A 25,295-nucleotide genomic window follows, 5' to 3' on the forward strand; every position below is an offset into this window, starting at 1 on the left:
CCGTGGGTTCCGGGTGCTGGAACCGGAGCGCAAAGATCATATCTGCGCATGACCAATCACGGGGGGATTTTGCATGCCATTTGCCGTTCATCGCGGGCACAGGATTCATTACACGGTGGAGGGCGAAGGGCCGCTGGTCGTGCTGCAGCACGGTATGCTGATGGACGCCAGTGTGTGGAAGCAGGGCGGATTCGTCGATGCGCTGACCGACAGATACCGCGTGGCGTGCGTGGACTCACTCGGCCACGGGGTGAGCGACAAGCCGCCGGACGCCGATCGCTACCGTCAGGAGCCGCGGGCCGGCGATATCGTCGCCGTGATCGATGATCTCCACTGCGCCCGCGCCCATCTGGTCGGACATTCGATGGGGGCGTGGCTCGGCGTCGGCGTCGCGAAATATTACCCCGAACGGCTCTCGTCGCTGGTGCTCGGCGGCTGGGACGTCCTGAACGGCCTGCCGTCGACCAGCCAGGGGCCGCTGCGGTTCGACGCCTTCATGAAATTCGCGCGGCTGACCGCGCCGCATTTGACCCGATCGGTCACGACGGAATCGGAGCCCGGCCTACGGGCCTGCTTTGACGCGCTCGGCCAACTCGATGGCGCCGGAAAAGCCGTGCTGGAATCCGGTTGCCACGTGATGATCTGGGAGGGACAGGACGATCCCGCGCACCCGCGACGCAAGGCGTTCGCCGATGCCAACAGCCTGCGTTTCCTGTCGACGGCCGGAGATCACCTTGGAATGGTGCTCACGCATGGCGTGGAAAGCGCGAAGGGAATAAGGGATTTTCTGGATCTGGCGCCGGGCGCGCGGCTGGCCGCGTCTTAGAGGGCAATTCCTGCGATATCAGCGCGATGCCTGGCGTGCCATTTCGGGCCGGGGCCGCGCATATAGTGGCGCTCGGGACGATAGGGGTCGCGGGCGCGCTCGATCAGGCGGTGGCAGCGCGCCACGATCGCGTCGAGGCGGCGGAGCAGCGGCATGAAGGGCGGTCGCGTCGGCAGCATGGCAATCTCTCAGTGCGGCTTGCCGAGGACGAAGGCGAACGGCAGAACGAAGATCTCATCGTCGAAATCGTCGTTCACGTGCACGACCCAGTCGCGCCAGTCCTCCGCGTCGCGTCCCATGATCAGCGACCGGACGATGCAGGCGGCGCGGTCTCGCGCCTCGGCGAGGTCGCTCACCGCTTCGCCGGATCGATCGAGCCGGACTTCCCGGGAGTTCGAGCAGTGGAAATAGACTTGCGTCATGTTGGCCTCCTGTAAGCGAAGCTGCTCTTATTGGTACGAAGCTAGCGCCAGAAGGTTCTGCCCATCCGTGATGCACCTCACATCCGGTCGTTAAGATTTTATTAATGCTGTAGTGGTCAAACTTTAGGCATGGAATCGCAGCGGAACCGGACCTCCCGAGCCGGCAGTTGCAAGAGAAGGCCGGCGGCGTAATGCCCGCCGGCCTTTTCTCTTGCCGGCGACATGGCTGAAATCACGGCGCTGTGAATCGACTGCCGGAACAAGCATCTCGTCTCGTCCGTTCGCTCTTCATATGCAATGGAGAGTGAGCAATGACGAAACTGACACTGCTTGGCGCGGCCGCCATCCTTGCGACGGCGCTTGCGACGCCTGCGATGTCGCAGGAAGCGACCCAGGAGCCCGGCATGATCGGGTTCAACTACCCGAACTCCAACTATCTGCGTGGCGGATATGGCGTGCGCACGCCGAGCCGCTATGACTACAGCTACTACGGACCTCGCGTGTACTACGGACCTCGCGTGCATTACGGTCCCCGTTATTACGGTCCCGGCTATGTTGGCGGACCGGTCGGGCTGGCTGCCGGTGTGGCTGCGGGCGTGATCGGAACGGCGGGCGCTATCGCAGCGGCGCCGTTCGCCGATTCATATGCTTATTACGGCGATGACCCCGGTTATTGGTGAGCCGGAATTTCCAATCTCAAAAAAGCGGCCTGACGGCCGCTTTTTTATTGGCTTTCAGCGCGTAGATCCGGATGAGCGCAGCGATATCCGGCGACCTCTCTAGCATCGCCCTCCAGGCTACGGTTCATCGCGCGGCGGCCTTCAGGTTCATTGCGGCAGGCGCGGGACTTGCATGGGCAGGGCCCGCATGGTTCGGATGCATCATCCAATGTCTTTAAGGTGCAGGTCCCATGAGCAACCGCATTCTCGTCTTTTACGGCTCCTACCGCTCCGACCGCATGGGCATTCGCCTTGCGCAATTCGTAGTCGAGGGATTTCGCGCGCGCGGCGACGATGTCGAACTGATCGACGCCAAGGCGATTGGCCTGCCGATGCTGGACCGCATGTACAAGGAATATCCGAAAGGCGGCGCGCCGGGCGCGCTCGAAAAACTGGCCGGGCAGATCCGCGCCGCTGACGGCTTTGTCTTCGTGACAGGCGAATACAATTGGGGCATGCAGCCGGGGCTGAAAAACCTCACCGATCATTTTCTCGAGGAATGGTTCTGGCGCCCCGCCGCGATCGCCAGCTATTCGGCCGGCCGTTTCTCCGGCGCGCGCGCAGCGCTCGCATGGCACGGCACGCTTTCGGAAATGGGCATGGTGGTGATTTCGAGTTCGATCGCCGTCGGGCCGATCGCGCAGACGCTGAGCGAAGACGGCAAGCCGGCCGGCGAGGGCGGCAAGGCGCTGTCACACGCGTTTCCGCGCTTTGCCGATGATCTCGTGTGGTGGATGGAAGCGGCAAGGGCGCAGCGGGAAAAGAAGCGGCCGCCATATTGATATGACGCCCTGATTGGAACGCAATCATGGCGGAAGCGCACCCACTTTTCGCCACGCCTGGACAGCAGATTGCGCTTCGCCTGCCTTCTTCTCTGCCTTCTTCCCCGAGCCGCCGCAGGCAGCTCGCTCATCCACTCTGTGTACCGGAAAAACTGATGTCGCCAATGAAAGCGCGCTGCGGTCTGCTTGTTCTTGCCGTGATCGTCGCGATGGGCGGATCGGTGGCCCTCGCGCAGAATCTCGATCAGGGCAAGCCGGCGCCAAAACTGTTCGCCGAAGGTTGCGCGTCCTGTCATCGCAGCCCGCGCGGGCTCGCCAAGGGCCGCTTCCACCTCACGCTCTATCTGTTTCTGCAAAAACACTATTCCAGCGGCTCCAGCTCGGCCTGGGCGCTGACGTCCTATCTGGAATCCATCGACAGCGGAAAGCGCGTCGCGGCGAAGAAGCCACAGGCTGCGAGCACGGCGCGGTCATCATTGCGCCCGCCGGCGCCGGTGCCGGCGCGATAGGCGGTCCGCGCGATCGGCCACGACTTGCTCACCCCTGCGCTACGAAATCTCCTCAGCCCGGCCATCTTTTCGACCTTTGCCGGCCTAGCATCCTGGGCGTGCGTGTGGCGGGGAGTAACGACGATGGTGGTGGCAGAGCTCAAGACCAAGGTGGAGAAGTACGAGACGAAAGCCTCGCGCTGCGAACAGCAGGCGCGGGCAGCAACCGACAAGGCCGAGCAGAGCTTTTACGAGGTGCTCGCCGGCTACTACGGCAGCCTCGCAACGGACTTTCGGAAGATTCTCGAGAAGCGACTGGTCGCGTAGGCGATTGCCGCGCGTCGCCCGGATGAGCGTCAGCGAAGTCCGGGGAGATATTGGCGTGGTCCCGGATGTCGCTAACGCTCATCCGGGCTTCGCGTTTCGGGTTATTTCCGCGACATCTCCTTGCCTCGTTCGGCCAGCTTCACCATTACCTGCAAGGCATGATTGGTCGGCGTGGCAATGCCCAACTCCGCGCCCTTGCGCACCACATAGCCGTTGAGAAAGTCGATCTCGCTGGGCTTGCCGCGCGCAAGATCCTGCGCGGTGGACGACATCTGGTTGGGCATGACCGCGGGGATTTTCAGGATCTGCTCGATGATATCGTCTGATATCGATACGTTGCTGGCGCGCGCCACGGATACTGCTTCCTGCACCGCGCTTGTGACGACATTTCTTGTACCTTCGACTTCCAGCATCGGTCCGTAGGAAATGCCGGCCACGGCCGAAAGCGCATTAAAGGCGCAGTTGATGATCAGCTTGCTCCAGAGCGTTTTGTCGATGTCGTCGGCGATCGTGATGCCGATGCCGGCGGCTTGAAGCGTTTGCGCCAGCGCTTCGCTCGCGGCGGAGGGGCCGATGGCGAGGTCGCCGCCGCCGTGATGCCTGACATGGCCGGGCCCGGCCATCTCGCTGCCGACATAGACCACCACAGGAATGACGGTGTGGCCGATGACCGCGGCAAGGCGCGGCGCATTGTCGACGCCGTTCTGCAGGCTGAGAACGGATGTGTCCGGCCGCAGGCGCCCGGCGAGCGACCGGCCGGCCTGCTCGGTATCGGCTGACTTCACGCAAACCAGCACGAGGTCGGGCGAGGCAAGCGCGGTTGCGTCGATTGCCGCCCTGGTGGGCAGGTGTCCTTTGAAAGTCTTGGTGTCGAGCAGCAGGCCATGAGCGTTGATGGCGTCGACATGCGGCTGCCTGCCGATGAACGTCACGTCATGCCCGGCCCGCAGCAGCAGCCCCCCATAGTAGCATCCGACCGCTCCGGCCCCGACGACTGCGACTTGCATGTTCTTCTCCTGGTCGGTGGAGCCCTGCTGCTAACTGGTTGGGCTCTCACCATTAATTGAGTGCGGGGAACTGCATTGTTGCAATGCAATATCGTGATATCGCATTGCAACAAAAGAGGTGTAGGTTATGGCTTCGAATCGTACCCCGGAGAATTGAAGTGAAGAAGACTTACCTTTCCATCGCCGCCACCGCATTCTCGATTGCGGGTGCCACTGCCGGTTTTGCGGCGGAGTTGCCGACCTATGAAACGAAGGGACTGCCGATATCGGCGGCGCAGGTCAGCGTGCTGGGGGCCGCTGATGTCAGGGAACAATCGCCGGCGCTGGCCGCCGCAGCCACTGCGCATCAGCTGAGCGTCCTGACACCGCGGACGACACGGACGGCCGAGACGGCCGCGCCGGGCCCAACCACCGGTCGCGCCATTCGCTGATCGACATCTTCATCGCCGCTTGAGCAAAAAGCCCGCGACATCGTCGCGGGTTTTTTGTCTTGATGAATGACAGGTTCCGCGTATTGCGCCGTGCGCAAGCCGGCCGGCGAGGGCTACGAACGATGCGCGCACGGGAGGGGTTAGCGGGTGTTCGCGCTGCCTTCTTTCAGGTAGCATTGTCGCATGAGCGAAACCGAGACGTTATTTGCGGCGCTGCGTCAGTCGTCCGACGAAGCCGTTGTGGACATGCTCGAGCGTATGGTGCGGGATGCCCCGGATCATGCCTTGAACAAGATGAACGCGCTTGATCTCGCAGGCACGCAAGGCATCGACGAAGACCGGGTCATCGCGGCGCTGCTGAATGCGGTGGGGCTCGGCATGTTCGAGATGACATGGAGCGTGATGTGCCCGAGCTGCGCCGGGGTTCTTTCCGCCAACAAAAGCCTGAAGACGCTGGATCGGACGCAGTACAATTGCGCTTTCTGCGCCGCCGGCTATGAGACGACGCTCGATAATCTGGTCGAGGTGACGTTTACGGTAAGCCCGCGCGTGCGCAAGATCGCGGCCCATAATCCCGACGAACTGTCTGCACCCGAATATTATCGCCAGATCTTCTGGAGTTCGGCGATCGATCTTCCGGACGATCTGGAGAAGCTGCTGGACGAAGTCACGCTCGAAATCGTCGACTTGCCGGCAGGCGAAAGGGCCATCCTTTCCCTGCAGGTGCCGCAGGGCACGTTGATCGTGTTCGATCCCGTGACGCATGCGGCCCAGTTCCTGGAGGTCAGCGGCGAAGAGACCAGCGAGCGCCAGAACCTGTCCGTGATCTTCAACAGGCTCCAGGTTCCCGTCGACACCGTTACCTTGCGTCCCGGGCCACTGCGCCTCGCCCTGGACAACCGTACCGATGGTCGCGTGTTGCCGGCGGTATGGGTGGCGAACCCGGCGCTGGACGACCTTCTGAAGCGACGCAAGTCGGTTCTCACGGCAACGCGCCTCCTCACCAATCAGACTTTTCGCGATATCTACCGGACCGACACGCTCGCCATTGGCCAGCGCCTCAAGATCCTGAGCCTGACTTTCCTGTTTAGCGATCTCAAGGACTCGACCGAGCTCTATGAGCGCGTCGGTGACCTCACAGCCTTCGATCTCGTCAACGAGCATTTCAGGCTGCTGCAGGAGATCATCGCCTCCGAAAGGGGAGCGATCGTGAAGACCATTGGCGATGCCGTCATGGCGACCTTCGAGACGCCCGACCGCGCCATTGCCGCGGCGATCCGCATGCGCGAGGCGATGAGCGATCTCGGCGCCGAGCGTCAGCATCAGAGCCTGCGCTTGAAGATGGGCATCCATGAAGGTTCATGCCTCGCGGTCACCCTCAATGGCCAGCAGGATTATTTCGGCCAGACGGTCAATATCGCCTCGCGCGTCCAGGGCCTTGCTGCCTCACGCTCGATCGTGGTGACGGAATCGGTGGTGGCGCATGCGCGCGCCCTGCTTGAGACCAACGGGCTGAAGCCAACGCCGAGACGCGTGGCGCTGAGCGGCATCGCGGACAAGGTGTCGGTCTACGAGATTTCCTGAGCGCAGCTTGCTGTTAGTGGCTACAGGATCCAGCTAAATCCTGTGACGCAATCACCACACTCGAACGGAATTGCGCTGTGGAAACCGCGCCTGATCGCCTCCGGCCACGCTTCCGCCCGGATTCGGTCCCGCCATTGCCGCGTGTTGGTTTTCGGCTTGGGCTGAGGCCGCGAGCGGGGGGATTGCAACATGTCTTCCATTGGTTGCACCGGGACTTCGTGCGTCGACGTCAGAGCAGGCCGTACTCAATTTAAAGCGCCATCAATCACGGCCGCGCGCGCAGGGAAATTCGTACGGCTGCTTGCTGTCTCGCTAGCAGCCGCATCGCTTGCGGCCTGCGCGCAGTCCTCGGTCATCACCCAAAAATCCGAACTTCGCGCCAGCCGGCAGGCGTCGCTTGACCACGATCGAGCGACATCGTCCATGATGAAGAGGCGCGTAGCCGCCGTGAGAAGGCATATCCCGGCGTCGCGCAGGGATGCCGCCGACACTAAAACGGCCTCGCATGGGGTGGCCAGCTTCTACACCGAGGGAACGAAGACCGCGAACGGCGAAAAGTTCAACACGCTCGATATGACCGCCGCCCATCCGACGTTGCCCTTCGGCACCAAGTTGCGCGTGACAAACGTCGCGAGCGGCCGCTCGGTGACGGTGCGGGTTAATGACCGCGGTCCCTATGTTCAGGGGCGTGTCGTCGACGTCTCCTATTCCGCGGCCGACGCGCTCGGAATGGTGGGGAAGGGCGTTGCCAAGGTCAAACTCGACGTCGTGCAGTAGCGGGCGGCGCGCGGGACCGTAGGGCTGATCCGCGTTACTCGCTGCCCAGGATGTCCGATAGGGCCGACAGCAGCCGGTCGATCTGCCCGTCGGTGCCCACACTTATCCGCTGATAGTCGGAGATACGAGGCGCGGAAAAATGGCGGACGATCACCGCCCGTTGGCGCAGCGCGCTCGCCAGCGCCGCGCCCTCGTGCGCCGGATGACGCGCGAAGACGAAGTTGGCGGAGGACGGCAGCACTTCGAAGCCGAGCCCGACCAGGCCGCGATTCAGCCGCTCGCGGCCTTCGATCACGCGCGCGCGGCTCTGTTGAAAATAGGCTTCGTCCTCCAGCGAGGCGATGGCGCCGGCCTGGGCGGGCCGGCCAAGGGGGTAGGAGTTGAAGCTGTCTTTCACCCGCGTCAGCCCCTCGATCAGGTCGGCGTCGCCGATCGCATAGCCAACCCGCAAGCCAGCCAGGGCCCGGGACTTGGACATGGTTTGAACGACCAGAAGGTTCGGGTGGGAGGCGACCAGCGGGATCGCGGTCTCGGCGCCGAAATCAACATAGGCCTCGTCGATGATAACGGGAGCGTCAGGATGTTGCTCCAGCAGCGCAACGATCTCGGCCCGTGACAGCGCAATTCCTGTAGGCGCATTCGGATTGGGTACGATGAGCGCGCCGGCCGGCCGGCGATAGTCGGCAATGCGGATTTGCATGGCCTGATCAAGCGGGACGGTTTCGTAAGCGATGCCGAACAGGCGGCAATAGACCGGGTAGAAACTGTAGGTGATGTCAGGGAAGAGCAGTGGGGCATCATGCTTCAGCAGCGCGGCGAAGGCGTGGGCCAGCACCTCGTCCGAGCCATTGCCGACGAACACATGTTCTGACCGTACCTGGTGGTAGGTGGCCAAAGCGGCCCGCAGCGCTGACGCCTGTGGGTCCGGATATAGACGCAGCGTATCAGCCGCCTCGCCGCGGATCGCTTCCAACGCACGCGGGGAAGGACCAAACGGACTTTCATTGGTGTTGAGCTTGACCAGTTCCGCCATGCGAGGCTGTTCGCCCGGCACATAGGGTTTCAGGTCGTGCGTCAAGCTGCTCCAGAAACGGCTCATTTTTCTCTCCAGTCGCGTAGATCCGGATGAGCGAAGCGATATCCGGGGGCGGTGTTAGCGAGCAGGCGGATTAGCGAAGCGTAATCCGCCGATCGGTCGCGGATGAATGGCGGATTACGCCTTCGGCTAATCCGCCCTACTGGCCGATGGCGATACATTCAAATTTGCGTTGCGGATGAACAAGCCACTCTGCGCTCTCGACGATGCGCATTTCCTCGGTACCGCTGGCCGCGGTGCGTTCCAGCACGGCGAAGATGGCAGACGCAGCGTGGCTGAGTGCATCCGGCGTGTCGGCGCCGCGGACGCGCGCGGCGACCAAGAGCGCAGCAAAGAGATCGCCGGTGCCGTTCGGGCTGATCGGCAGTTTTGGCGTGCGGACGCGCCATGCCTTTCCGCGCTCGACAGCCAAGGTCTCGATTTCGCCCCCCGGCGTATCGGCAAGCTCGGCACTGGTGACGACGACCGTCCCGCGCGCCGTGAACGCGCGCGCTGCCTTGAGCACCTGATCGACCGAAGCGGCCTTCGTGCCGCACAGCCATTCAAACTCGAAATGATTTGGCGTGATGATATCGGCCAGCGGACACAGCAAATCGCGCACCAGCGGCGGGATATCGGCGTGGACGAACAGTCCGCGGTCGCGATCCCCGAGCACGGGATCGCAGCAATAGAGCAGCGCCGGATTTTTGGCCTTGGCGCGCGCGACAAAATCCGCGACCACGGCGGCGTTGTCGGCTGAGCCGAGATAGCCGGACAGGATCATCGTGGCGGCATCGACCGCGCCGCGCTCCTCGATGCCGCGCAGGAGATCGGCGACGAATTCTCTATCGAGAACCCGGCCGCGGATGGTCGGATAGCCCGGCCGGTTGCTGAGCAGCGTGGTCGGCACGGCAATTACGTCGATCCCGTGCATCTGCATCGGAAACACCGCGGCGCTGTTGCCGACATGGCCGTAGGCGACCTGCGACTGGATAGAAATCACGTTCATGTGGTCAAGTCGGCGAATAAGCGGGTTGCAGGGGCGGGAACCCTCCGAGGTTAACACATTGGTTATTTGTTTGCGGGCATTTTCACCACCTCATTAAACAGGGAGGCACCATGTCTGACGTCACCATTCCCGGCGGCCGGATTCGCTCTTTCGTCGAGCGGATCGAGAATATCGACAGCGAATTGGCTGAACTGAACGAGCAGAAGAAGGAAGTGTTTGCGGAGGCCAAGGGCGAAGGGTTCGATGTGAAGATCCTCAAGGAGATCATCAAGCTGCGCAAGCAGGACCAGGACGAGCGCGACGAGCGCGAAAGCCTGCTCGATCTCTACATGCGCGCCATGGAAACCGCGCCGCCGGAAAAGACCGCGAAGGCGGCCTGAGCGAAACGAAGACGCTAGCTACTTGCTCGTCATGCCCGGCCTTGTGCCGGCGATCCACGTCTCTGCTCCAATTGAGCACGAAAGACGTGGATGGCCGGGACAAGCCCGGCCATGACGGATGGTGATTCATGCGCGGCCGGGATGAGCTAACGGGTCGCGCGAATGCGGCCGACAACTCATCCAGGCTTGCTGCAAGCCTGATCACCCAAACAGTGCGACGTAGATCACGTAGAGCCAGCCCAGGATGCCATGGATGATGGCCCACAGGATCGAATGGTTGTTGGTGTAGGAGATCGCGATGGCCAAGGCCGAGCCAAAACCCACGCCGTATTTCGCGCCCTCGACCCGAACTCCGTAATATCGATTTCCGTTCATGGCGATCCTTCAGATGCGTAGGCGTGGATTGGAGCCCACCGAAGCGTAACCCGCTGACGTCCCTTCAAACAAGACCACACCCGCGCGCCCCGCGTGGCGTTAAAAGACCGGCTCGCCGATCGCGATCTCGCTGCGCGGGCCGAGCACGATCACGTGGCCTGCCGCGTCCTTTGCGCCGAGGATCAGCAGCTCGGATGTGAAGCCCGCGATGTTCTTCGCACCCAGATTGCAGACGCACACGACCAGCGAGCCGAGCAAGGCCGCGGGCTCATAGTTCGTGATCTGCGCGCTCGACCACATGATCCTGCCGGCGCCGACGTCGACGCCGACCTTGAGGGACGGATTGCGCGCGCGGGGAAACGGCTGCACGTCGACAACCTTGCCGATCCGGATATCGAGACGCGCGAAATCGTCGTAGGTAGCCTGGGGTTTTAGCGGGGGCATGTCTTGCTCATCGTTTGCGCGGTCGGGTTTGCGCGGTCGGCCGCCAAGGACATCCGCATTGAATTTCTGGGGATGCCGTAACGCAACCTTTCTTGCCGCGAAAGCGTTGCATGCGCATGATGACAGCACCAGCCATGCATCCCATGACGACCTTCGACCCGTCCGAGCCGGCAGTCCTGCACGACTGCACGGCCGACCAGATCATTAGCTGGACCGGCGAGGAAGCCGACGACTTCCGCCGCTCCAGCGTGTTCCGTGATGACGGGACCGTCGCGTGGAGAGAGTATGTGTTCGACGGTTGGGGAAACGTGCTGGGCGGGTGATGGCGGGGCTAAAGAAAAAGGACACGGCCCACGCGGCGCGTTCGTCGAGGCTCGCTTCGCTCATCTCCAGCGATAACGCCGAAGCCGTTACGCGGGGATGACGGCGAGCGCATTTCTTGAAGTCATCAGCCGCCAGAGCGCAGGTGAGGAACGCGCGGGGTCCTTTTGTCGCGATATGCGGGCTTTGCAGCATCGCCCGCAGTCCGTAAGCTGAAGGCAACCGAACGCGCCCCCTCCCTCTGGCCGGCAGATCGTCCCGTCACGCCGATCGCAGACCGGGGGAGAAGAACAGCGAAAAGCTGCGGCGCGGCACACGGCCTTTGAAGGGGAGGACATCGATGCCGTCGTCCGTGAACCGCCGTCGCGCGCTCGCGACCATTGGCTCTTTCGTTGCCGCGCCATGGCTGGCGCCGCGTGTGGGACGCGCCGGAGAGAGCTGGCCGATCCGCCAGGTGCGCTACGTCAACGGCTTTCCGGCGGGCGGCGCCACCGACACGCTCTCGCGCGTGATCTGCCAGAAGATGAGCGAACTATCCGGGCAAACCTTCGTGGTCGAGAACAAGGCCGGCGCCGGCGGCGTGCTGGGCGCGGATGCGATCGCAAAGGCCCCGGCCGACGGCTACACGGTCGGGCTCGGCGGCATCGCCTCCAACGTGCTCGCGATCGGCAGCTACGCCAAGCTGCCGTATCATCCGCGCGAGGATTTCACCTTCATCTCCGGCATGTGGCAACTGCCGAACATCCTGACCGTGAAGAAGGACCTGTTCTCCGCGGACCTCAAGGAATTGCTCGCGGCGTTCAAAAAGGAGCCGGGCAAATACACCTACGCGTCCGCCGGCTTCGGCACCACGCTTCATCTCTCCGGCGAGATGATGAACAGCATGGCCGGCGTCCAGGTCCGCCACGTGCCTTATCGCGGCGCCGCGCCGGCACTGAACGACCTGCTCGGCGGCAATGTCGATCTCCTGTTCGACAATTTGCCAGGTTCGCTGCCGAGCGTACGTTCCGGCGCGATCAGGCCCGTCGCGGTCACCGCGAAGAAGCGGCTGGCGGAGCTTCCCGACGTGCCCGCGTTCGCCGAACTATTGCCCGGCTATGAGATGACCTCATGGGCCGCACTCATTGGCCCCGCCAACATGCCGCCCGACCTCGTCGCGCAAATCAACGCGCTCACCGCAAAGGCCCTGAACGATCCTTGGGTGAAACAGCGCTACGCCGACCTCGGCGCCACCACCTGGCCGACCACGCCGCAGGAGATATCAGCCTATCGCGATAGCGAGGAAGCGCGGTTGCTGCCGATCATGAAGGCGGCCGGGATCAAGCCGGAGGGCGGGTGAGGGCAGGCCCGCTTGAGGACGCGCCGTTGTTGTTGTCCGCGGATGATTTCGAAAGCAGTCTCGATGCCGTTCGCGCGGCGGCGGCCGGACGCGTCGAGGGAATCTTCGGCCCGGATTCCCTGACATGGCGGGTCGACCGCGAGGCGGCGGTTTTCCTTGGCGCGGGGCGGGCGTTGTTGCTTCAATTGGCGCACCCCTGGGTCGCCGCCGCGATATCGGAGCATTCCCGGACCTTTGCCGATCCGGTTGGCCGGTTTCACCGGACATTCAACATCACGTTCACGATGGTGTTTGGCACGCTCGATCAGGCGCTGGCCGCAAGCCGCCGGCTGCATCGACGTCACGCCGCGGTGACCGGAATATTGCCACAGGCGGCAGGCCGCTTCGAAGCCGGTTCTGATTACCACGCCAACGAGGTCTCGGCGCTGCGGTGGGTTCACGCCACGCTGGTGGAGACCGCCTTGCAGACGCATGACCTGGTCTTGCCTGCACTGACCAACAGCGAGCGCGAACAATACTGGGCCGAGGCCAAGCTGTATGCGGCGTTGTTCGGCGTGCGAGCGGCCGATCTGCCGGCGGACTGGACGTCGTTCACCGCCTATACGGAGGCGATGTCGCAATCCGATGTTCTCGCGGTCAGCCCCGCCGCGCGCGATATTGCGGAGCAGATCTTTTCCGGTCGCGGGACAGGATTGCGCGTACCAAAATGGTATCGCGCGCTGACGGCCCATTTGTTGCCGGAGCGGTTGGCCCAGGAATTCGGATTTGAGTTCGGCGAACACGAAGCGCGCAGCATGAACCGGGCGCTGGCGTGGATCCGGCGCATCTATCCCCGCCTTCCCATGCGCCTGCGCGCGGTGGGCCCTTATCAGGAAGCGCTGGCGCGCCTGCAAGGCGACAAGCGGCCGGACCTTGCCGTGCGCTGGCTCAACCGGCTTTGGATCGGCCGGCCGATGATGGAATGAGCAGGGTGGGCTAATGCAGCGTAACCCATCGACCGGATACACGCTTGCTCCCGCAATTGTAACCTTTGCGTAAATGGTGCGCCGTATGGTTGCGGTGGACGAGGCAAAGCGGGCGATGTTTCGGCCCGAACGGCTTATCGAGATTGTCCCCGACCGCCAACCTGTATTCCTGCTCGTTCCATCAAGGCCGTATCAGGAGGGGCAGGCGGTGATAAACGGGGTGTATTTCCCACCTGAGCACGCTGAGCCTCTGCTAAAGAGCCTGGCCGAAGAACAGGCGAAAGCAATCAGTGCTCGTCAGCACCTCAAGAAGCCGTCTGGCAGCGAGCGTCGCCCGGATGAGCAACGCGATATCCGGAGCGCAACACGAAGTGAACCCGTTGTTAAGAATTTCCGCGCGCTGATTTACGCGATTCCGATTCGTTCTTTGAGAACAAAATAGAATCGGACGTAGAACAGACTGATGGCGGGTTCACCGGACGAGCGCAGCGAAATCCGGGTGGCGTCAGAGTGGTTCCGGATATCGCTGCGCTCATCCCGGCGGACCCTCGTGTCCGAGCGTGAACGCCGCCCCCCCCCCCGCGGCCTATCGGCAAGAATGCGTCTGGCCGTCGTAGCCCCGGTAAGTCCCGGACGACGGATTGTAGGTGCGGAAGTGGGTGCAGAGCATGACGATGGTCCGCTCGCGCGGCTTGTGGGCTGCGCTGGCCGGTTGCACCGATTTACTGTGCTCTGCCCCTTTGCGGTGGACAGCGCTTTTTGATTGCTTGGCGACAGACTTCTGCTTCAAGGCGGGCTTCCCGTGCGCAACCGCTGGTTTTTCCTCGGCAGGAGCCGGCTTCTGCTCGACGACCGCAGGCTTCGCGTCCGGGACGGCCGGCTTCTGCTCGATGATGGCGGGCTTGTCGTCCGTGGCAGCCGACTTCTCCTCGACAGCTGCGGGCTTGTCCTGCGCAACCGTTGGTTTCGCCTCGGCGGGGGCCGGCTTCTGCTCGACGATGGCAGGCTTGTCGTCCGTGGTAGCCGACTTCTCCTCCACCGCCGCGGGCTTGTCCTGCGCGATTGCTGCTTTCTCGTCCGCGGGCGCCGGCTTCTGCTCGACAGTGGCGGGCTTGTCGTCCGCGGCAGACGGTTTCTCTTCGGCAGCGGCCGCAGGCTTTTCCTGCTCGGGCGCAGAAGGCTGCGCTGCGGTCGGGCTCGGATTTTCCGTGGCCGACGTCTGCGCGAGCGCCTGAGCGCTGATCACCATAAACAAGATACAACACAGCACGCCGGCGCGCGCGGCGACGGTCGATAGAGCTGACAAACGCATGGATTGATACTCAGCTAATTGTCCCCATGAATGCTCCACACGTATTTGCGGCAAGTCTGTGAACAGTGCTGCTCTTTCGCGAGCGACGACGCGCTTAACACCGAGAGTGTGTGCCGGCTGCCACACCACGCGTCTTGAGGGCCTGGCGCCAAAACAGCGAAAGCGTCTTGAGAGCGCAACTGTGAAAAGAGGCTTGCTCGTGACACAATCAAAGCGAGCGTGAATGAGTGCAGCGTGGCGTTGCGGTGACGATCATGGTCCACACCGCAGCGATCTCGCGGCGCTGACGCTTGCTGATTCATCTCACGGCGAAAAATTCGCTGGTCGAACTCGCCGACGGCACGCTTCCTGCTGATCGTCTCAGGCGGCAAACGAGAGCGGCGCGTCTCGCGCCTGCGAGACGCCTGCATCATTCTGATAACGCGACCACTCCTTTAGGGAACGCCTGTTTCGCTACGGCGTTCCAATCCATGAGGAGGAACTCGCCATGAAACTGAGAGGATTGTTTATCGCAGCAGCCGTGCTGCTGATGCCGACCGCCGCACTGGCGGCGCCGGGCATCGTCACCACCACGGTCAGCCTGAGGGCAGGGCCCGGTGAAGGCTTTCCAACCGTCGACCGCATTCCCGGCGGGGCCCGTGTCAACATCCATGGGTGCCTCAGAGGCATCGCCTGGTGCGATGTGAGCTGGTCGGATGATCGTGGCTGGGTATCGTCGCAATATCTCGAATATCTCTACCGCAACCGCTACGTCTATCTGCCCGATTATGTCGACGAGATCGACGTTCCCGTCGTGCCGTTCGTGCTGACCTCGTACTGGTCGAGCCACTATGCGGGACGTCCCTGGTATCACCGCCGCGCCTACTGGAGCGGCTACTGGCAATCGCATGAGCGTTTCGCGACGCGGTTGACGATCGACCGCTCGGCGGCCCGGATCGGCCGCGCGGCGGCAGCGCGCGATGCGGCGCTCCCCGAGGCAAAGGCGGGTGCAAAGACGCGTGTGGGTGTCGAGGAGAGGTCGCGTGCCCGTGTCGAGGAACGGACGCGCGCCGGTGTGACGGAGCGGAGCCGCGCCGGTGTGACGCAACGCGTGACGCGGGAGAAAGACATCGCTGCGCGCAGCGGGCGAGAGGTGCGCGAACGCGCGGCGGTGCAGCCCCGCATGACGCGCGAGAACGCGCGGATGACGCGTGAGAACGCAAGAGCGCCCGTGCGCGAGCAGCCGATGGCCCGCGCCCGCACGCAGACGCCACCGGTCATGGCCCGCGGTCATGACGAACCACGTGCGGCTGCGCCGCGGATCGAGCGCGCCGCGCCCCACATGACGCAGCCCAACGCGGCGCGCGGCGGCGGTGGCCCGCCGAACGTACGCGCGCAGATGCCGGCCCCGGCCGCCCCGCGCGCGGCAGCGCCCGCAATGCCGCAGGGCGGCGGCGCGCCGCACATCGCACCGCGCGGTGGCGGCGGACCGGGCGGTGGCGGAGGCCACGGTCAGGACAAGCGTCAATGAACGAAAAAGCCCGGCCTTGAGCCGGGCTTTTTTGCTCGACGAACTGCTGGCGGCCTGACGGGCTACGCATTTCTCCAATTGCGAAGGAGTATCCGATGAAATCGCTTTTGCTGCTCACCGCGAGCGGTCCGCTGCTCATTCTCACATCGCACGATTCCTTGCACGATCAGAGGCTTCTTGAGGTGCTCAAGCACAAAGGGATCGGCAAGTTCGTCGCGTTTGAGGTTCCATTGTCACTCGCCAAGGAGCGCTACGGCGGGCATTTTCAAGCGGTCGAAAGCAACCTGCACGAGACTGATGATTTGAGGATCCTCGACTTCAACGGCCAGCGGATCTTTCAGCTCTTCCGTTTCGATGAACTCGGTTCACCGATCCTTCAGGAACAGCGAGCGTAGCCAGGATTCGCTTCGCTCATCCGAGTCACGCTTGCTACGCCTTCTTCACGAACTCCGATTTCAGATTCATCGCGCCGATGCCGTCGATCTTGCAGGCGATGTTGTGGCCATCGGTCGCCTCGGTCAGGCGGATGTTCCTGACCTTGGTTCCGCCTTTGACGACCGATGACGATCCCTTGACCTTGAGATCCTTGATGACGATGACGCTGTCGCCATCGACCAGCAGGTTGCCGTTGATATCGCGGACGCCCGGCTCGGGCGAGGCCTCCGCGGCTGCCGCCGCCTCGGCGCTCCATTCATGCGCGCATTCCGGGCAGACCCACAGGCCGCGATCCTGATAGGCATGCTCGGAATTGCATGCCGGGCATTTCATTGCATCGTCCATAATCGTCCCTCTTGGCGGAGCGCACCGTAGGGTCATGTCCGGGCAAATCAAGCAAAAAAGGAACGTCGTCTGATGGCTGTTGCCATCGGCCATAAAATCTCGATCAGGGCAAATCGGCCAGGGGTGGCACAGACGGGCGAAGCAACATCCGGGTCTCGAACGATCCCGCATCTCGCTGCGCTCATGCGGGCTACTTGCTGACGATATCGCCTTCCTGGACCCTGCACAGATACTCATCCGCAGTACACCGCAGGGCCCAGACACAAAATCGCGAAAACAACCCCATGCAAAGTAGCGAGCGTGGCCTACGCTTGCTCGTTGAGCTATGGCGGACAGGTCGGCTAATCCACCCGACGCGCAGCGTGACCGTCATGCGAAAATCGTCGGGTCAATCCCCAGACAATTGCGGCCGTGGCTGCCGTCGCGATCAGATGTTTCAAGGTGTGTCCGGTGACGAAGCCGAAAGCGGTCGCGATCTCGTGGTCGAGCACCTCGGCGACCTTGGCCAGGATGTACAGCACCATCGCGGCGGCGAAAGCGATGCGATCGGTGCGCGGGGCGCGATGGATCGCTTGCCATAGCGGGATGAGGATGAGAGCGAGCCCTTGCAACAGGAGATACGGTCGCAGGTCATCCGCGCCGTTCCTGTCTGACATGGCCCACCATGCGACGCTGGCGACGGCGTAAAGCCCGAGAACGATCGCGTCGATTCCGGTCTTCGATCCGCACTGGGTGTCTCCGCGGACGCCGACGAGCAGGCCGGCGCAAACCAGCGCGATCGGCAGCCTGTCCCAGATCAGGCTGATATTGTCGGGGGCGAGATGATAGAACGCGGACCCGAAAGCGGTCAGGAACAGTCCGGTCAGGAACAGCCTGTAGCCGGGCCATCCGTCGCGCAAATGGTCGCTGGCGCGTCGGGGCCGCAATGTCAGCCAGCCCCAGATCGCGACCAGAGCGAACCCCGCGTTGGAAAACACATCGGCTGCGTGAGGAATGCCGAAGGCGGCCGACTGGTCGGCGAATTCGTTGTAATGCGCCGGCTGCGCAATGCGTCCGTGCAGCGCCAGGATCACGATCATGCCGACGGTGATGATCGTCGGAGCGTGCTTGATCCATGGGGCCATGGGGTGGCCCGGGCCGATCGAGACGTCCATACCGGGGGCGGGTTGCATCGTCGGCTTCTCGAGTTTTGAGCGTTGCTCAAGCATGAGTAATCCGAAAATGAACAATGTTCAAGAAGAATTTTCGCTAGGCGCTTTGGCTGTTGTTCAGTCCGGGGGAGATCGACCTTGTCGTCGATACGGATGCACAGGCGGGGCGCATTCGCAGCCTCGTATTCTTCTCGCGAACGCGCGCGCCGAAATTCACTGATGTGCCGACCACCGAGGAGGCGACGGGTCACAAGTGGCACGAGGGCGTGTGGCGCGGCTTTGCGGCGCCCAAGGGCCTGCCGAAGGAGACTGCCGCGCAGTACGAGACCGCGATCAGGAAGATCTGGGACAGCGCGGAGTTCAAGGAGTTCATGAACCGGCGCGGCCTCGACATGATCTATCTGGATTCGGCTGGCTTCGCGTTATTACGGTGCATTCAATCCACTATTGGCACCATGCGGCTTTGCTGCCGGCTTTCCGGAGTTGAGTGCACTTCTGCACGGACCTAATTCAACCGCTAATGGATCGGCAAGATGGTCAGATCCCGCATGGGAGGGATAGGTCAGGCCATTTGACGATACCGCAGCGCTTTCCAGACATGATGGCTGACGTCGGGCGCACTGGATGCTACCATACGCTCGCTCGGATCGTGCGGGTTATGCCTTCTTGCAGGTGTGTAAACCGTTCATCGGCCCTGTCTGAGTCGGTTCTACGCGAGAACATGAACCGGCGATCGGAGCCACAATCTCCCACATACTTCGTCCATCTGCGGCGAAGCGTCGTTAGAGCATGATCGCGTCGGCGTTCGGCGCCTGCGCGAAGTTCGACATCAGCAAGGACAACAACACGGTCTTACGTGCAAGCACGTCGTCTCTAACTCCGCGGCAGCTCGCGGCATAGGCGTGAGCCGCCGCTTGATCCAGGGAGGAACCAATGAGGCCCATCAACCCAAGCAAATACGCGATACCCGCCGCAGCGATGACACTTGCGAAAGCAACGCTTCTCGCCGGGGCACTGGTAGCCATTGCTACCGCGGCTGCCCTGGGAGAGCCGATTGAAAAGAAGGGGACTACGCCCTACGTGACGCACTTCATTTTCAAGCCGTTGATGAGCATTGACATCGCCGGGTTAGGTACGGCCACCGCGCTGGAGGCGATCGGGACTACCCAAAACATGAAGGGAGAGAAGATGCTCGACAAGATGTCGGCCCATTGCACAGCGTTGAACGTGGCGTCCGGCGACAAGAAATACATTGACGGCGCCTGCGTGCTGGCCGACAGCGACGGTGACAAGATTTTCTCGACCTTCGATACGCGCGACCTCGATAAGTCGCAGCCGAAAATGGATTGTGGCACCCACATCATCACCGGCGGTACCGGGAAGTATAAGGGGATCACCGGGAGTGAGCCATTTGCCTGCATAACCATGCCTGCGCCAGCTGGCCCGGGCGGCTATTTCGCGATGGACATCCCGCATAACACGACGTGGGAAATCAAATAAGAACCCCGATGTCCCCTGGAACCGGGGGGCAGCAACACTTAACGAGAGCCCAGGCCAACACAGCCGGGCTTTTCTTCTGCTGAATTTCATCTCCAGGGATCACCGGCGACGAATTCGTCTTGGGATTACGGTGACAGTGCATTCATTTACTGTTGGACACCATGCGGCTTCGCTACCGGCTTTCCGGAGTTGAGTGCACTGTCACCGTAATTCTGGTTGCAAACTCAGCTTACCCCTGACCACCTGCCACCCCATAGGATCTACTTACTCAGTGTCATCCATTACGTTGCAGCAATGGCAGGCAAGACATTTCGGATTGCAATCGAAACCTCTGGCGCGGTGTCGTTTCGCAATGCGCGCACGATCCAATGTTCGAATCGGGTCTTAGTTGTGTCTTTCGCCCTGCAGGCGATGCTCAATATTCCTTTATTATCGTACCACTTGAGCAGTTCGGCGATATTCCTGTCGGAGATGGCCTTCCAGATGCTGTCCGAAGCCATTTTTGCGATAGCCTCCACATCGAAGGCATCTGTTTTGGTTTTATAGTCCGTCGCAAGTGTTGTCACGTCGGCAGCATCGCTCAGGTCGATTTTCTTGAGCGTGCGATCGATTCTGCGGCGGCAATACCGCAATACTATTGGAGCTTGGTTCTTTGAATCGGCTGCCCCCGCCAAGAGTTCGTCGAATATCGCAGTCAACTTGTCTTGGAGAGCTTGGTCCGCGTAACCCTCCGCCCTCGCGATTGCCTCAACCACTTGAGGCAGGAGGAAGATGTTTTCGATCTCCGAGACAGGTAAAACGGCGATACCCTTGCTTTGTAGCAGTTCAATCTCGGAGGCGTCGTAGGCGTCCGCGTCGACGATACCTGCGCAAGTCACGCGGGTAAGGGAGGCATTGGCGCGCAACATGGCCACAGCATGGATGACCTCCTCGCAAGAGCCACGAGGGATAACAGTCCAGTCGGAGTAGCAAGCGCGGTAAATGGCCTGATCGAGGCTGCTACCTTGCCCTTCCACAAAGAGGACGGGCTTACGGCTGCCAAGAATGAGTGTCGTGATCTCTTCGGTGAAACCGGTATCCTCTGGCACGCCTTCGATGGTCCAACCGTTGGTGGGGCTATAATCCCGCAGAACGTATTTTTGACCTTCGCGCGATGCCACAAATTCAAGGTCGTGAGAGATAAATGCCATTCCGCAGTCGGACCGTGCGGCCTCGAGCTCATCCCAGAGGCGCGACATGATCGAGCGGTGGATATGTAACTCTGGCTCATCGAAGATGATGAGGCTGTCCGGCGCCGCCACCAGCGTCTGGCCGACGAGATAGAAAATTGCTCGTTCACCATCGCTCATATCTGCTGCAGGATACTTAACGGCAGAGCCGGCAACAGATGCTTGAATATCATCGCCAGTAATTTCCAACCTCCGGTGAGGAAGAATGCGGTCCCATATTTGAGTGAGCTGTTCGAGCTTGGTGGCCGCCGCAGGCTGAGCGCTGCCGGCGCGCGCATTCTTATGGGTGGTCAGAGAGGTATTGGCCTGTTCGGCAAAAAGTGCCTGCACGAGAAAGTCATAGTCGTTAAGCAACGAAACCGCAGCGTTGCTTTGCCATCGACTCCCATTTCTATGTTGAAGCCCCGCGGTCGGACTCGCATGTCCCGTTCTAAGCGCGAGAAGGGCGACGCGCTCGCTAATCTTATGTATGGAAGGATTGAGGGTGAGGGCTCGGTGCGCGGAAATTCGGTGCGCTTTGTCTCCAAGATCAGTTTCGATTTGGACCGCAAGTCTGGTCTTTCCGCCGCCGTTTGCTCCGACGAACAGGAGTGAGGTTCCCGGCTCGACTTGAAAATCCATCGGTCCAGAAGGTGTAGTGACTGAGAAACTAAACGTCATCTGGTCTTTTCCGGTTTTAGTCTTCAACTTTCGAGACGAAAAAGGCCGCCCTTTCGAGCGGCCTTTCCATTTGTTATCCATCAATCGATCACGAACACCCCGTCGTGCTGCCACACGTATCGCACTTCATGCAGGTCCCGTTCCGCACCAGCGTGAAGTTGCCACACTCGCCGCACATCTCGCCTTCGTAGCCCTTGGCCTTCGCTTCGGCGCGGCGTTCGGCCTTGCTCGGGGCTATGGCCTGGGCGGTGCTGCCGGCCTTGCTCCACTGCAGCTTTTCCGTCGGCGACAGATCGTGCTGAGTTTCCTGCTTGAGCGCGACCGCGCCTTCATGCGCGTCGGAGACGCGGGCGCTGGGGCCGTGGGAGGCGATGGCGGTGACGTTGTGGGAGCCGCGGGCATCCGCATCGACGCCGCGCATCACGACCAGATTATCCGTGCGGGAGCGGGTCAGGCCCTTGGACAGATACTTTGTCGCCTGCTGGCTCGCGCCGTCGGACGGCTCCTTGCCTTCCTCGACGCCTTTGCCCATCGCGTCGAAGTTGGACTCAGAGGGATCAACATGGGCGAGGTCGAAGCGCGACATGTAGCTGACCGCGAGTTCGCGGAACACATAGTCGAGGATCGAGGTCGCGTACTTGATGCTGTCGTTGCCCTGCACGGGGCCCGCCGGCTCGAAGCGGGTGAAGGTGAAGGCGTCGACATATTCCTCCAGCGGCACGCCGTATTGCAGGCCGAGCGAAACCGCGATGGCAAAGTTGTTGATGAAGGAGCGGAGCGCGGCGCCTTCCTTGTGCATGTCGATGAAGATCTCGCCGAGACGGCCGTCGTCATACTCGCCGGTGCGCAAATACACCTTGTGCCCCCCGACGACCGCCTTCTGGGTGTAACCCTTGCGGCGGTCCGGCATTTTTTCGCGCTCGCGCATCACGACGATACGCTCGACCAGCTTCTCGACGATCTTTTCCGAAACCTGCGCGGCACGCGCGGCCATCGGCTTCTCGTAATACGCCTCGGCCGCATCTTCCTCGTCGTCATCGTCGGCGATGAGCTGCGAGTTCAGCGGCTGGCTCAGCTTCGAGCCGTCGCGGTAGAGCGCGTTGGCCTTCAGTGCGAGTTTCCAGGACAAGAGATACGCCGACTTGCAATCCTCGACGGTGGCGTCGTTCGGCATGTTGATGGTTTTCGAGATCGCGCCCGAGATGAACGGCTGCGAGGCCGCCATCATGCGGATGTGGCTCTCGACCGACAGATAGCGCTTGCCGATCTTGCCGCAGGGGTTGGCGCAGTCGAACACCGCGTAATGTTCTGCCTTGAGGTGGGGAGCTCCCTCCACCGTCATCGCGCCGCAAATGTGCACGTTGGCGGCCTCGATCTCGCGCTTGGTGAAGCCAACAGCGGCGAGCAGGTCGAAACCCGGAGCCGTGATGGTCTCCGGCGCGATATTGAGCGTGTCGCGCAAAAAGTCCTCGCCAAAGGTCCACTTGTTGAAGGCGAACTTGATGTCGAACGCGGTCGGCAGCGCCTTTTCCACCTTCGCCAGCGCTTCGTCGGTGAAGCCTTTGGCCTTCAGCGTGGAAACATTGATGCCGGGCGAATTGGAGAGCGAGCCGTGGCCGACGGCGTAGGCCTCGATCTCCGCGATATCAGCCTCGCTGTAGCCGAGCGTCCGCAACGCCACCGGCACCGCCTGGTTGATGATCTTCCAGTAGCCGCCGCCGGCGAGCTTCTTGAATTTCACCAGCGCGAAATCAGGCTCGATGCCTGTGGTGTCGCAATCCATCACGAGGCCGATGGTGCCGGTCGGCGCCACCACGGTGGTCTGCGCGTTGCGGTAGCCGTTGAGCTCGCCGAGCTCGAGCGCCTTGTCCCAGGCCGCCTTGGCGTGGGTAATCACGTCAGCCTGCGGGCAGGAGGCGTGATCGAGCGGCACGGGGCTCACCGCCAGCGCCTCATAGCCGCGGCTCTCGCCATGCGCCGCACGGCGATGGTTGCGGATCACGCGCAGCATGTGCTGGGTGTTCTTCTTGTAGCCGGGGAAGGGGCCAAGCTCCTTCGCCATCTCGGCCGAGGTGGCATACGCCACGCCGGTCATGATGGCGGTCAACGCGCCACACAGCGAACGGCCTTCCTTGCTGTCGTAAGGAAGCCCCATGGTCATCAGCAGGCCGCCGATGTTGGCAAAGCCCAGGCCCAGCGTGCGGAACTCGTAGGAGAGTTCAGCGATCGCCTTCGACGGGAACTGCGCCATCATCACGGAGATTTCGAGCACGATGGTCCAGAGCCGGCATAGGTGCTCATACGATTCGACGTCGAATCGCTTTGTGGTGGTCGAATAGAACGTGATGAGATTGGCGGAGGCGAGGTTACACGCCGTGTCGTCCAGGAACATGTATTCCGAGCACGGGTTCGACGCGCGGATCTCGCCGGACGCCTTGCAGGTGTGCCAGTCGTTCATGGTGGTGTTGAAGTGCAGGCCGGGATCGGCCGACGCCCAGGCGGCGTGGCCGATCTTCTCCCAGAGCTCGCGGGCCTTCAAAGTCTTGGTGATCTTCTTGTTGGTGCGGCCGATCAGATTCCAGTCGCCGTCGGTTTCGACAGCGCGGAGGAAGTCGTCCTTCAGCGAGACCGAGTTGTTGGAGTTCTGGCCTGATACGGTCAGGTAGGCTTCCGAATCCCAGTCGGTGTCGTAGGTCGGGAAGTCGATGTCCTTGTAGCCTTGCTTGGCGAACTGGATGACGCGCTTGATGACGTTGTCGGACACCAGCGCACGGCGCGCGAGCTTGATCTCGCGGCGGAGCGCCGGGTTCTTCTCGGGATCGAAGCAGTCGTCGCCGCTTCCTTCGCAGTTCACGCAGGCCTTCAGCACCGCCTTGAGGTGCTTCTGGTTGATCTTGGAGCCGGTGACGAGCGCGGCAACCTTCTGCTCCTCCTTCACCTTCCAGTCGATATAGGTCTCGATATCGGGGTGATCGGCGTCGACCACGACCATCTTGGCCGCGCGGCGCGTGGTGCCGCCGCTCTTGATCGCGCCGGCGGCACGGTCGCCGATCTTCAGAAAACTCATCAGGCCGGAGGAGCGGCCGCCGCCGGAAAGCTTTTCGCCTTCGCCGCGCAGGCGCGAGAAGTTCGAGCCGGTGCCGGAGCCGTATTTGAACAGGCGCGCCTCGCGCACCCAGAGGTCCATGATGCCGCCCTCGTTGACGAGGTCATCACCCACGCCCTGGATGAAGCAGGCGTGCGGCTGCGGATGCTCGTAAGCCGACTTCGATTTTGTCAGTTTGCCGGTGAACGGATCGACGTAATAGTGGCCCTGGCCGGGGCCATCGACGCCGTAGGCCCAGTGAAGTCCGGTGTTGAACCATTGCGGCGAGTTCGGCGCGACCATCTGCTTGGCCAGCATGTAGCGCAGCTCGTCGAAGAACGCCTGCGCGTCTTCTTCGGTGGAGAAATACTTGCCCTTCCAGCCCCAATAGGTCCAGCAGCCGGCGAGGCGGTCGAACACCTGTTTTGCGCTGAGCTCGCTGACATAACGCTCGGATTCGGGGAGGAGGGCGAGCGCCTCGGTGTCGGGCACCGAGCGCCACAGCCACGACGGCACGGTCTCTTCCTCGACCTTCTTCAGGCGCGCGGCGACGCCCGCTTTCCGAAAGTACTTCTGCGCGAGGACGTCGGAGGCGACCTGCGACCAGAACTGGGGCACTTCGACATTTTCGAGCCGGAACACGATCGAACCATCGGGATTGCGGATCTCCGATGTCGTCAGCCTGAAATCAATCCCTGCATAGGGTGACTGGCCGGAAGTGGTGTTGCGCCGTTCGATTCGCATAGGTCGTGCCCCGTCTTCTTGACCGGTCCGCTTTTTCGCGGTTGCCGGATGTT

29 protein-coding genes are annotated in these 25,295 nt (G+C 62.1%); 17 read left to right on the forward strand and 12 right to left on the reverse strand.

Going from position 1 to position 25,295, the window contains the following annotated elements; translation table 11 throughout:
* Nucleotides 1–73 precede the first annotated feature (73 nt).
* Nucleotides 74–826 (forward strand): alpha/beta fold hydrolase, encoded by a 753-nt coding sequence (locus V1293_RS03750; RefSeq protein WP_334506802.1) that lies wholly within the window; start codon nt 74–76, stop codon nt 824–826.
* Here V1293_RS03750 and V1293_RS03755 read toward each other — a convergent pair.
* The gene (locus V1293_RS03755; RefSeq protein ID WP_334517069.1) at nt 823–1,005 is read right to left on the reverse strand and encodes a hypothetical protein; all 183 of its coding nucleotides are present in this window, start codon (nt 1,003–1,005) and stop codon (nt 823–825) included. The genes V1293_RS03750 and V1293_RS03755 overlap by 4 nt on opposite strands.
* 9 nt (nt 1,006–1,014) lie before the next feature.
* Nucleotides 1,015–1,248: a DUF6894 family protein gene (locus V1293_RS03760; protein WP_334506804.1), complete on the reverse strand. Its 234-nt coding sequence runs from the start codon at nt 1,246–1,248 to the stop codon at nt 1,015–1,017.
* A 311-nt stretch (nt 1,249–1,559) separates the two neighbouring features.
* On the opposite strand from V1293_RS03760, the gene V1293_RS03765 reads away from it, so the two are divergent.
* The 4 genes from V1293_RS03765 (at nt 1,560) to V1293_RS03780 (ending at nt 3,564) form a co-directional block, all read left to right on the forward strand.
* Nucleotides 1,560–1,928: a hypothetical protein gene (locus V1293_RS03765; protein ID WP_334506806.1), complete on the forward strand. Its 369-nt coding sequence runs from the start codon at nt 1,560–1,562 to the stop codon at nt 1,926–1,928.
* A gap of 230 nt (nt 1,929–2,158) precedes the next feature.
* The gene (locus V1293_RS03770; RefSeq protein WP_334506808.1) at nt 2,159–2,749 is read left to right on the forward strand and encodes an NADPH-dependent FMN reductase; all 591 of its coding nucleotides are present in this window, start codon (nt 2,159–2,161) and stop codon (nt 2,747–2,749) included.
* Nucleotides 2,750–2,904: 155 nt separating this feature from the next.
* Nucleotides 2,905–3,258, forward strand: a complete 354-nt coding sequence (locus V1293_RS03775) for a hypothetical protein (RefSeq protein ID WP_334506810.1) — start codon at nt 2,905–2,907, stop codon at nt 3,256–3,258.
* Nucleotides 3,259–3,381: 123 nt separating this feature from the next.
* Nucleotides 3,382–3,564, forward strand: a complete 183-nt coding sequence (locus V1293_RS03780; protein WP_212418709.1) for a hypothetical protein — start codon at nt 3,382–3,384, stop codon at nt 3,562–3,564.
* Nucleotides 3,565–3,665: 101 nt separating this feature from the next.
* Here the strand turns inward: V1293_RS03780 and V1293_RS03785 are convergent, their stop codons facing one another.
* A complete protein-coding gene (locus V1293_RS03785; RefSeq protein ID WP_334506812.1) occupies nt 3,666–4,571 on the reverse strand; it encodes a ketopantoate reductase family protein in 906 nt (301 codons plus the stop codon).
* 158 nt (nt 4,572–4,729) lie between these two features.
* Between V1293_RS03785 and V1293_RS03790 the strand changes: the two genes are divergently transcribed.
* The 3 genes from V1293_RS03790 (at nt 4,730) to V1293_RS03800 (ending at nt 7,363) form a co-directional block, all read left to right on the forward strand.
* A complete protein-coding gene (locus tag V1293_RS03790; RefSeq protein ID WP_334506813.1) occupies nt 4,730–5,002 on the forward strand; it encodes a hypothetical protein in 273 nt (90 codons plus the stop codon).
* A gap of 183 nt (nt 5,003–5,185) precedes the next feature.
* Nucleotides 5,186–6,586 carry an adenylate/guanylate cyclase domain-containing protein gene (locus V1293_RS03795; RefSeq protein ID WP_334506815.1) on the forward strand — a complete coding sequence of 467 codons (1,401 nt, stop codon included), beginning with the start codon at nt 5,186–5,188 and terminating at the stop codon, nt 6,584–6,586.
* Nucleotides 6,587–6,775: 189 nt separating this feature from the next.
* Nucleotides 6,776–7,363: a septal ring lytic transglycosylase RlpA family protein gene (locus V1293_RS03800; protein ID WP_334506817.1), complete on the forward strand. Its 588-nt coding sequence runs from the start codon at nt 6,776–6,778 to the stop codon at nt 7,361–7,363.
* 34 nt (nt 7,364–7,397) lie between these two features.
* On the opposite strand, the gene hisC is transcribed toward V1293_RS03800, so the two are convergent.
* Together hisC and pdxY are read right to left on the reverse strand one after the other, a co-directional pair.
* A complete protein-coding gene (gene hisC, locus V1293_RS03805) occupies nt 7,398–8,462 on the reverse strand; it encodes a histidinol-phosphate transaminase (protein WP_334506818.1) in 1,065 nt (354 codons plus the stop codon).
* 136 nt (nt 8,463–8,598) lie between these two features.
* The gene (gene pdxY, locus V1293_RS03810) at nt 8,599–9,447 is read right to left on the reverse strand and encodes a pyridoxal kinase PdxY (RefSeq protein WP_334506819.1); all 849 of its coding nucleotides are present in this window, start codon (nt 9,445–9,447) and stop codon (nt 8,599–8,601) included.
* Between the two features lie 110 nt (nt 9,448–9,557).
* Between pdxY and V1293_RS03815 the strand changes: the two genes are divergently transcribed.
* Nucleotides 9,558–9,827 carry a DUF2312 domain-containing protein gene (locus tag V1293_RS03815; RefSeq protein WP_334506821.1) on the forward strand — a complete coding sequence of 90 codons (270 nt, stop codon included), beginning with the start codon at nt 9,558–9,560 and terminating at the stop codon, nt 9,825–9,827.
* Between the two features lie 201 nt (nt 9,828–10,028).
* Here the strand turns inward: V1293_RS03815 and V1293_RS03820 are convergent, their stop codons facing one another.
* Complete coding sequence (locus V1293_RS03820; protein WP_198518601.1) at nt 10,029–10,202, reverse strand: hypothetical protein; 174 nt, start codon at nt 10,200–10,202, stop codon at nt 10,029–10,031.
* A 99-nt stretch (nt 10,203–10,301) separates the two neighbouring features.
* Entirely contained in the window at nt 10,302–10,646 is a 345-nt protein-coding gene (locus V1293_RS03825) for a tRNA-binding protein (protein WP_334506824.1), read from the reverse strand.
* Between the two features lie 119 nt (nt 10,647–10,765).
* Here V1293_RS03825 and V1293_RS03830 point away from each other — a divergent pair, with 119 nt between their 5' ends.
* From V1293_RS03830 to V1293_RS03845, 4 genes are all read left to right on the forward strand, one after another.
* Entirely contained in the window at nt 10,766–10,969 is a 204-nt protein-coding gene (locus V1293_RS03830) for a hypothetical protein (RefSeq protein WP_334506826.1), read from the forward strand.
* Between the two features lie 338 nt (nt 10,970–11,307).
* Nucleotides 11,308–12,306 (forward strand): Bug family tripartite tricarboxylate transporter substrate binding protein, encoded by a 999-nt coding sequence (locus V1293_RS03835; protein WP_334506828.1) that lies wholly within the window; start codon nt 11,308–11,310, stop codon nt 12,304–12,306.
* A gap of 29 nt (nt 12,307–12,335) precedes the next feature.
* The gene (locus V1293_RS03840) at nt 12,336–13,271 is read left to right on the forward strand and encodes an oxygenase MpaB family protein (RefSeq protein WP_334516612.1); all 936 of its coding nucleotides are present in this window, start codon (nt 12,336–12,338) and stop codon (nt 13,269–13,271) included.
* Between the two features lie 85 nt (nt 13,272–13,356).
* Nucleotides 13,357–13,713 (forward strand): hypothetical protein, encoded by a 357-nt coding sequence (locus tag V1293_RS03845; protein ID WP_334506830.1) that lies wholly within the window; start codon nt 13,357–13,359, stop codon nt 13,711–13,713.
* 144 nt (nt 13,714–13,857) lie between these two features.
* On the opposite strand, the gene V1293_RS03850 is transcribed toward V1293_RS03845, so the two are convergent.
* Nucleotides 13,858–14,526 (reverse strand): hypothetical protein, encoded by a 669-nt coding sequence (locus V1293_RS03850; protein ID WP_334506832.1) that lies wholly within the window; start codon nt 14,524–14,526, stop codon nt 13,858–13,860.
* A 544-nt stretch (nt 14,527–15,070) separates the two neighbouring features.
* Here V1293_RS03850 and V1293_RS03855 point away from each other — a divergent pair.
* Nucleotides 15,071–16,093 carry an SH3 domain-containing protein gene (locus V1293_RS03855; RefSeq protein ID WP_334506833.1) on the forward strand — a complete coding sequence of 341 codons (1,023 nt, stop codon included), beginning with the start codon at nt 15,071–15,073 and terminating at the stop codon, nt 16,091–16,093.
* A 95-nt stretch (nt 16,094–16,188) separates the two neighbouring features.
* Complete coding sequence (locus V1293_RS03860; protein ID WP_334506835.1) at nt 16,189–16,488, forward strand: cytosolic protein; 300 nt, start codon at nt 16,189–16,191, stop codon at nt 16,486–16,488.
* A gap of 34 nt (nt 16,489–16,522) precedes the next feature.
* On the opposite strand, the gene V1293_RS03865 is transcribed toward V1293_RS03860, so the two are convergent.
* Nucleotides 16,523–16,873, reverse strand: a complete 351-nt coding sequence (locus V1293_RS03865; RefSeq protein WP_334506837.1) for a zinc ribbon domain-containing protein YjdM — start codon at nt 16,871–16,873, stop codon at nt 16,523–16,525.
* Nucleotides 16,874–17,214: 341 nt separating this feature from the next.
* Nucleotides 17,215–18,081: a hypothetical protein gene (locus tag V1293_RS03870; protein WP_334506839.1), complete on the reverse strand. Its 867-nt coding sequence runs from the start codon at nt 18,079–18,081 to the stop codon at nt 17,215–17,217.
* Between the two features lie 56 nt (nt 18,082–18,137).
* Here V1293_RS03870 and V1293_RS03875 point away from each other — a divergent pair, with 56 nt between their 5' ends.
* Nucleotides 18,138–18,533: a tripartite tricarboxylate transporter substrate-binding protein gene (locus V1293_RS03875; protein ID WP_334506841.1), complete on the forward strand. Its 396-nt coding sequence runs from the start codon at nt 18,138–18,140 to the stop codon at nt 18,531–18,533.
* Between the two features lie 424 nt (nt 18,534–18,957).
* A complete protein-coding gene (locus V1293_RS03880) occupies nt 18,958–19,524 on the forward strand; it encodes a hypothetical protein (RefSeq protein ID WP_334506843.1) in 567 nt (188 codons plus the stop codon).
* Between the two features lie 281 nt (nt 19,525–19,805).
* Here V1293_RS03880 and V1293_RS03885 read toward each other — a convergent pair whose 3' ends face one another.
* Entirely contained in the window at nt 19,806–21,494 is a 1,689-nt protein-coding gene (locus V1293_RS03885; protein ID WP_334506845.1) for a DUF4435 domain-containing protein, read from the reverse strand.
* Nucleotides 21,495–21,501: 7 nt separating this feature from the next.
* Nucleotides 21,502–25,242 (reverse strand): vitamin B12-dependent ribonucleotide reductase, encoded by a 3,741-nt coding sequence (locus V1293_RS03890; protein WP_334506847.1) that lies wholly within the window; start codon nt 25,240–25,242, stop codon nt 21,502–21,504.
* Between the last annotated feature and the right edge of the window lie 53 nt (nt 25,243–25,295).

The organism is Bradyrhizobium sp. AZCC 1693, assembly GCF_036924745.1.
Classification (GTDB): domain Bacteria; phylum Pseudomonadota; class Alphaproteobacteria; order Rhizobiales; family Xanthobacteraceae; genus Bradyrhizobium.

Bases quoted from the DNA above. Each gene is read 5' to 3' on its own strand.
- V1293_RS03750 (WP_334506802.1), top strand. From the start codon at position 74: ATGCCATTTGCCGTTCATCGCGGGCACAGGATTCATTACACGGTGGAG.
- V1293_RS03755 (WP_334517069.1), bottom strand. From the start codon at position 1,005: ATGCTGCCGACGCGACCGCCCTTCATGCCGCTGCTCCGCCGCCTCGAC.
- V1293_RS03760 (WP_334506804.1), bottom strand. From the start codon at position 1,248: ATGACGCAAGTCTATTTCCACTGCTCGAACTCCCGGGAAGTCCGGCTC.
- V1293_RS03765 (WP_334506806.1), top strand. From the start codon at position 1,560: ATGACGAAACTGACACTGCTTGGCGCGGCCGCCATCCTTGCGACGGCG.
- V1293_RS03770 (WP_334506808.1), top strand. From the start codon at position 2,159: ATGAGCAACCGCATTCTCGTCTTTTACGGCTCCTACCGCTCCGACCGC.
- V1293_RS03775 (WP_334506810.1), top strand. From the start codon at position 2,905: ATGTCGCCAATGAAAGCGCGCTGCGGTCTGCTTGTTCTTGCCGTGATC.
- V1293_RS03780 (WP_212418709.1), top strand. From the start codon at position 3,382: ATGGTGGTGGCAGAGCTCAAGACCAAGGTGGAGAAGTACGAGACGAAA.
- V1293_RS03785 (WP_334506812.1), bottom strand. From the start codon at position 4,571: ATGCAAGTCGCAGTCGTCGGGGCCGGAGCGGTCGGATGCTACTATGGG.
- V1293_RS03795 (WP_334506815.1), top strand. From the start codon at position 5,186: ATGAGCGAAACCGAGACGTTATTTGCGGCGCTGCGTCAGTCGTCCGAC.
- V1293_RS03800 (WP_334506817.1), top strand. From the start codon at position 6,776: ATGTCTTCCATTGGTTGCACCGGGACTTCGTGCGTCGACGTCAGAGCA.
- hisC (WP_334506818.1), bottom strand. From the start codon at position 8,462: ATGAGCCGTTTCTGGAGCAGCTTGACGCACGACCTGAAACCCTATGTG.
- pdxY (WP_334506819.1), bottom strand. From the start codon at position 9,447: ATGAACGTGATTTCTATCCAGTCGCAGGTCGCCTACGGCCATGTCGGC.
- V1293_RS03815 (WP_334506821.1), top strand. From the start codon at position 9,558: ATGTCTGACGTCACCATTCCCGGCGGCCGGATTCGCTCTTTCGTCGAG.
- V1293_RS03820 (WP_198518601.1), bottom strand. From the start codon at position 10,202: ATGAACGGAAATCGATATTACGGAGTTCGGGTCGAGGGCGCGAAATAC.
- V1293_RS03825 (WP_334506824.1), bottom strand. From the start codon at position 10,646: ATGCCCCCGCTAAAACCCCAGGCTACCTACGACGATTTCGCGCGTCTC.
- V1293_RS03830 (WP_334506826.1), top strand. From the start codon at position 10,766: ATGACAGCACCAGCCATGCATCCCATGACGACCTTCGACCCGTCCGAG.
- V1293_RS03835 (WP_334506828.1), top strand. From the start codon at position 11,308: ATGCCGTCGTCCGTGAACCGCCGTCGCGCGCTCGCGACCATTGGCTCT.
- V1293_RS03845 (WP_334506830.1), top strand. From the start codon at position 13,357: ATGGTTGCGGTGGACGAGGCAAAGCGGGCGATGTTTCGGCCCGAACGG.
- V1293_RS03855 (WP_334506833.1), top strand. From the start codon at position 15,071: ATGAAACTGAGAGGATTGTTTATCGCAGCAGCCGTGCTGCTGATGCCG.
- V1293_RS03860 (WP_334506835.1), top strand. From the start codon at position 16,189: ATGAAATCGCTTTTGCTGCTCACCGCGAGCGGTCCGCTGCTCATTCTC.
- V1293_RS03865 (WP_334506837.1), bottom strand. From the start codon at position 16,873: ATGGACGATGCAATGAAATGCCCGGCATGCAATTCCGAGCATGCCTAT.
- V1293_RS03870 (WP_334506839.1), bottom strand. From the start codon at position 18,081: ATGCTTGAGCAACGCTCAAAACTCGAGAAGCCGACGATGCAACCCGCC.
- V1293_RS03880 (WP_334506843.1), top strand. From the start codon at position 18,958: ATGAGGCCCATCAACCCAAGCAAATACGCGATACCCGCCGCAGCGATG.
- V1293_RS03885 (WP_334506845.1), bottom strand. From the start codon at position 21,494: ATGGATAACAAATGGAAAGGCCGCTCGAAAGGGCGGCCTTTTTCGTCT.
- V1293_RS03890 (WP_334506847.1), bottom strand. From the start codon at position 25,242: ATGCGAATCGAACGGCGCAACACCACTTCCGGCCAGTCACCCTATGCA.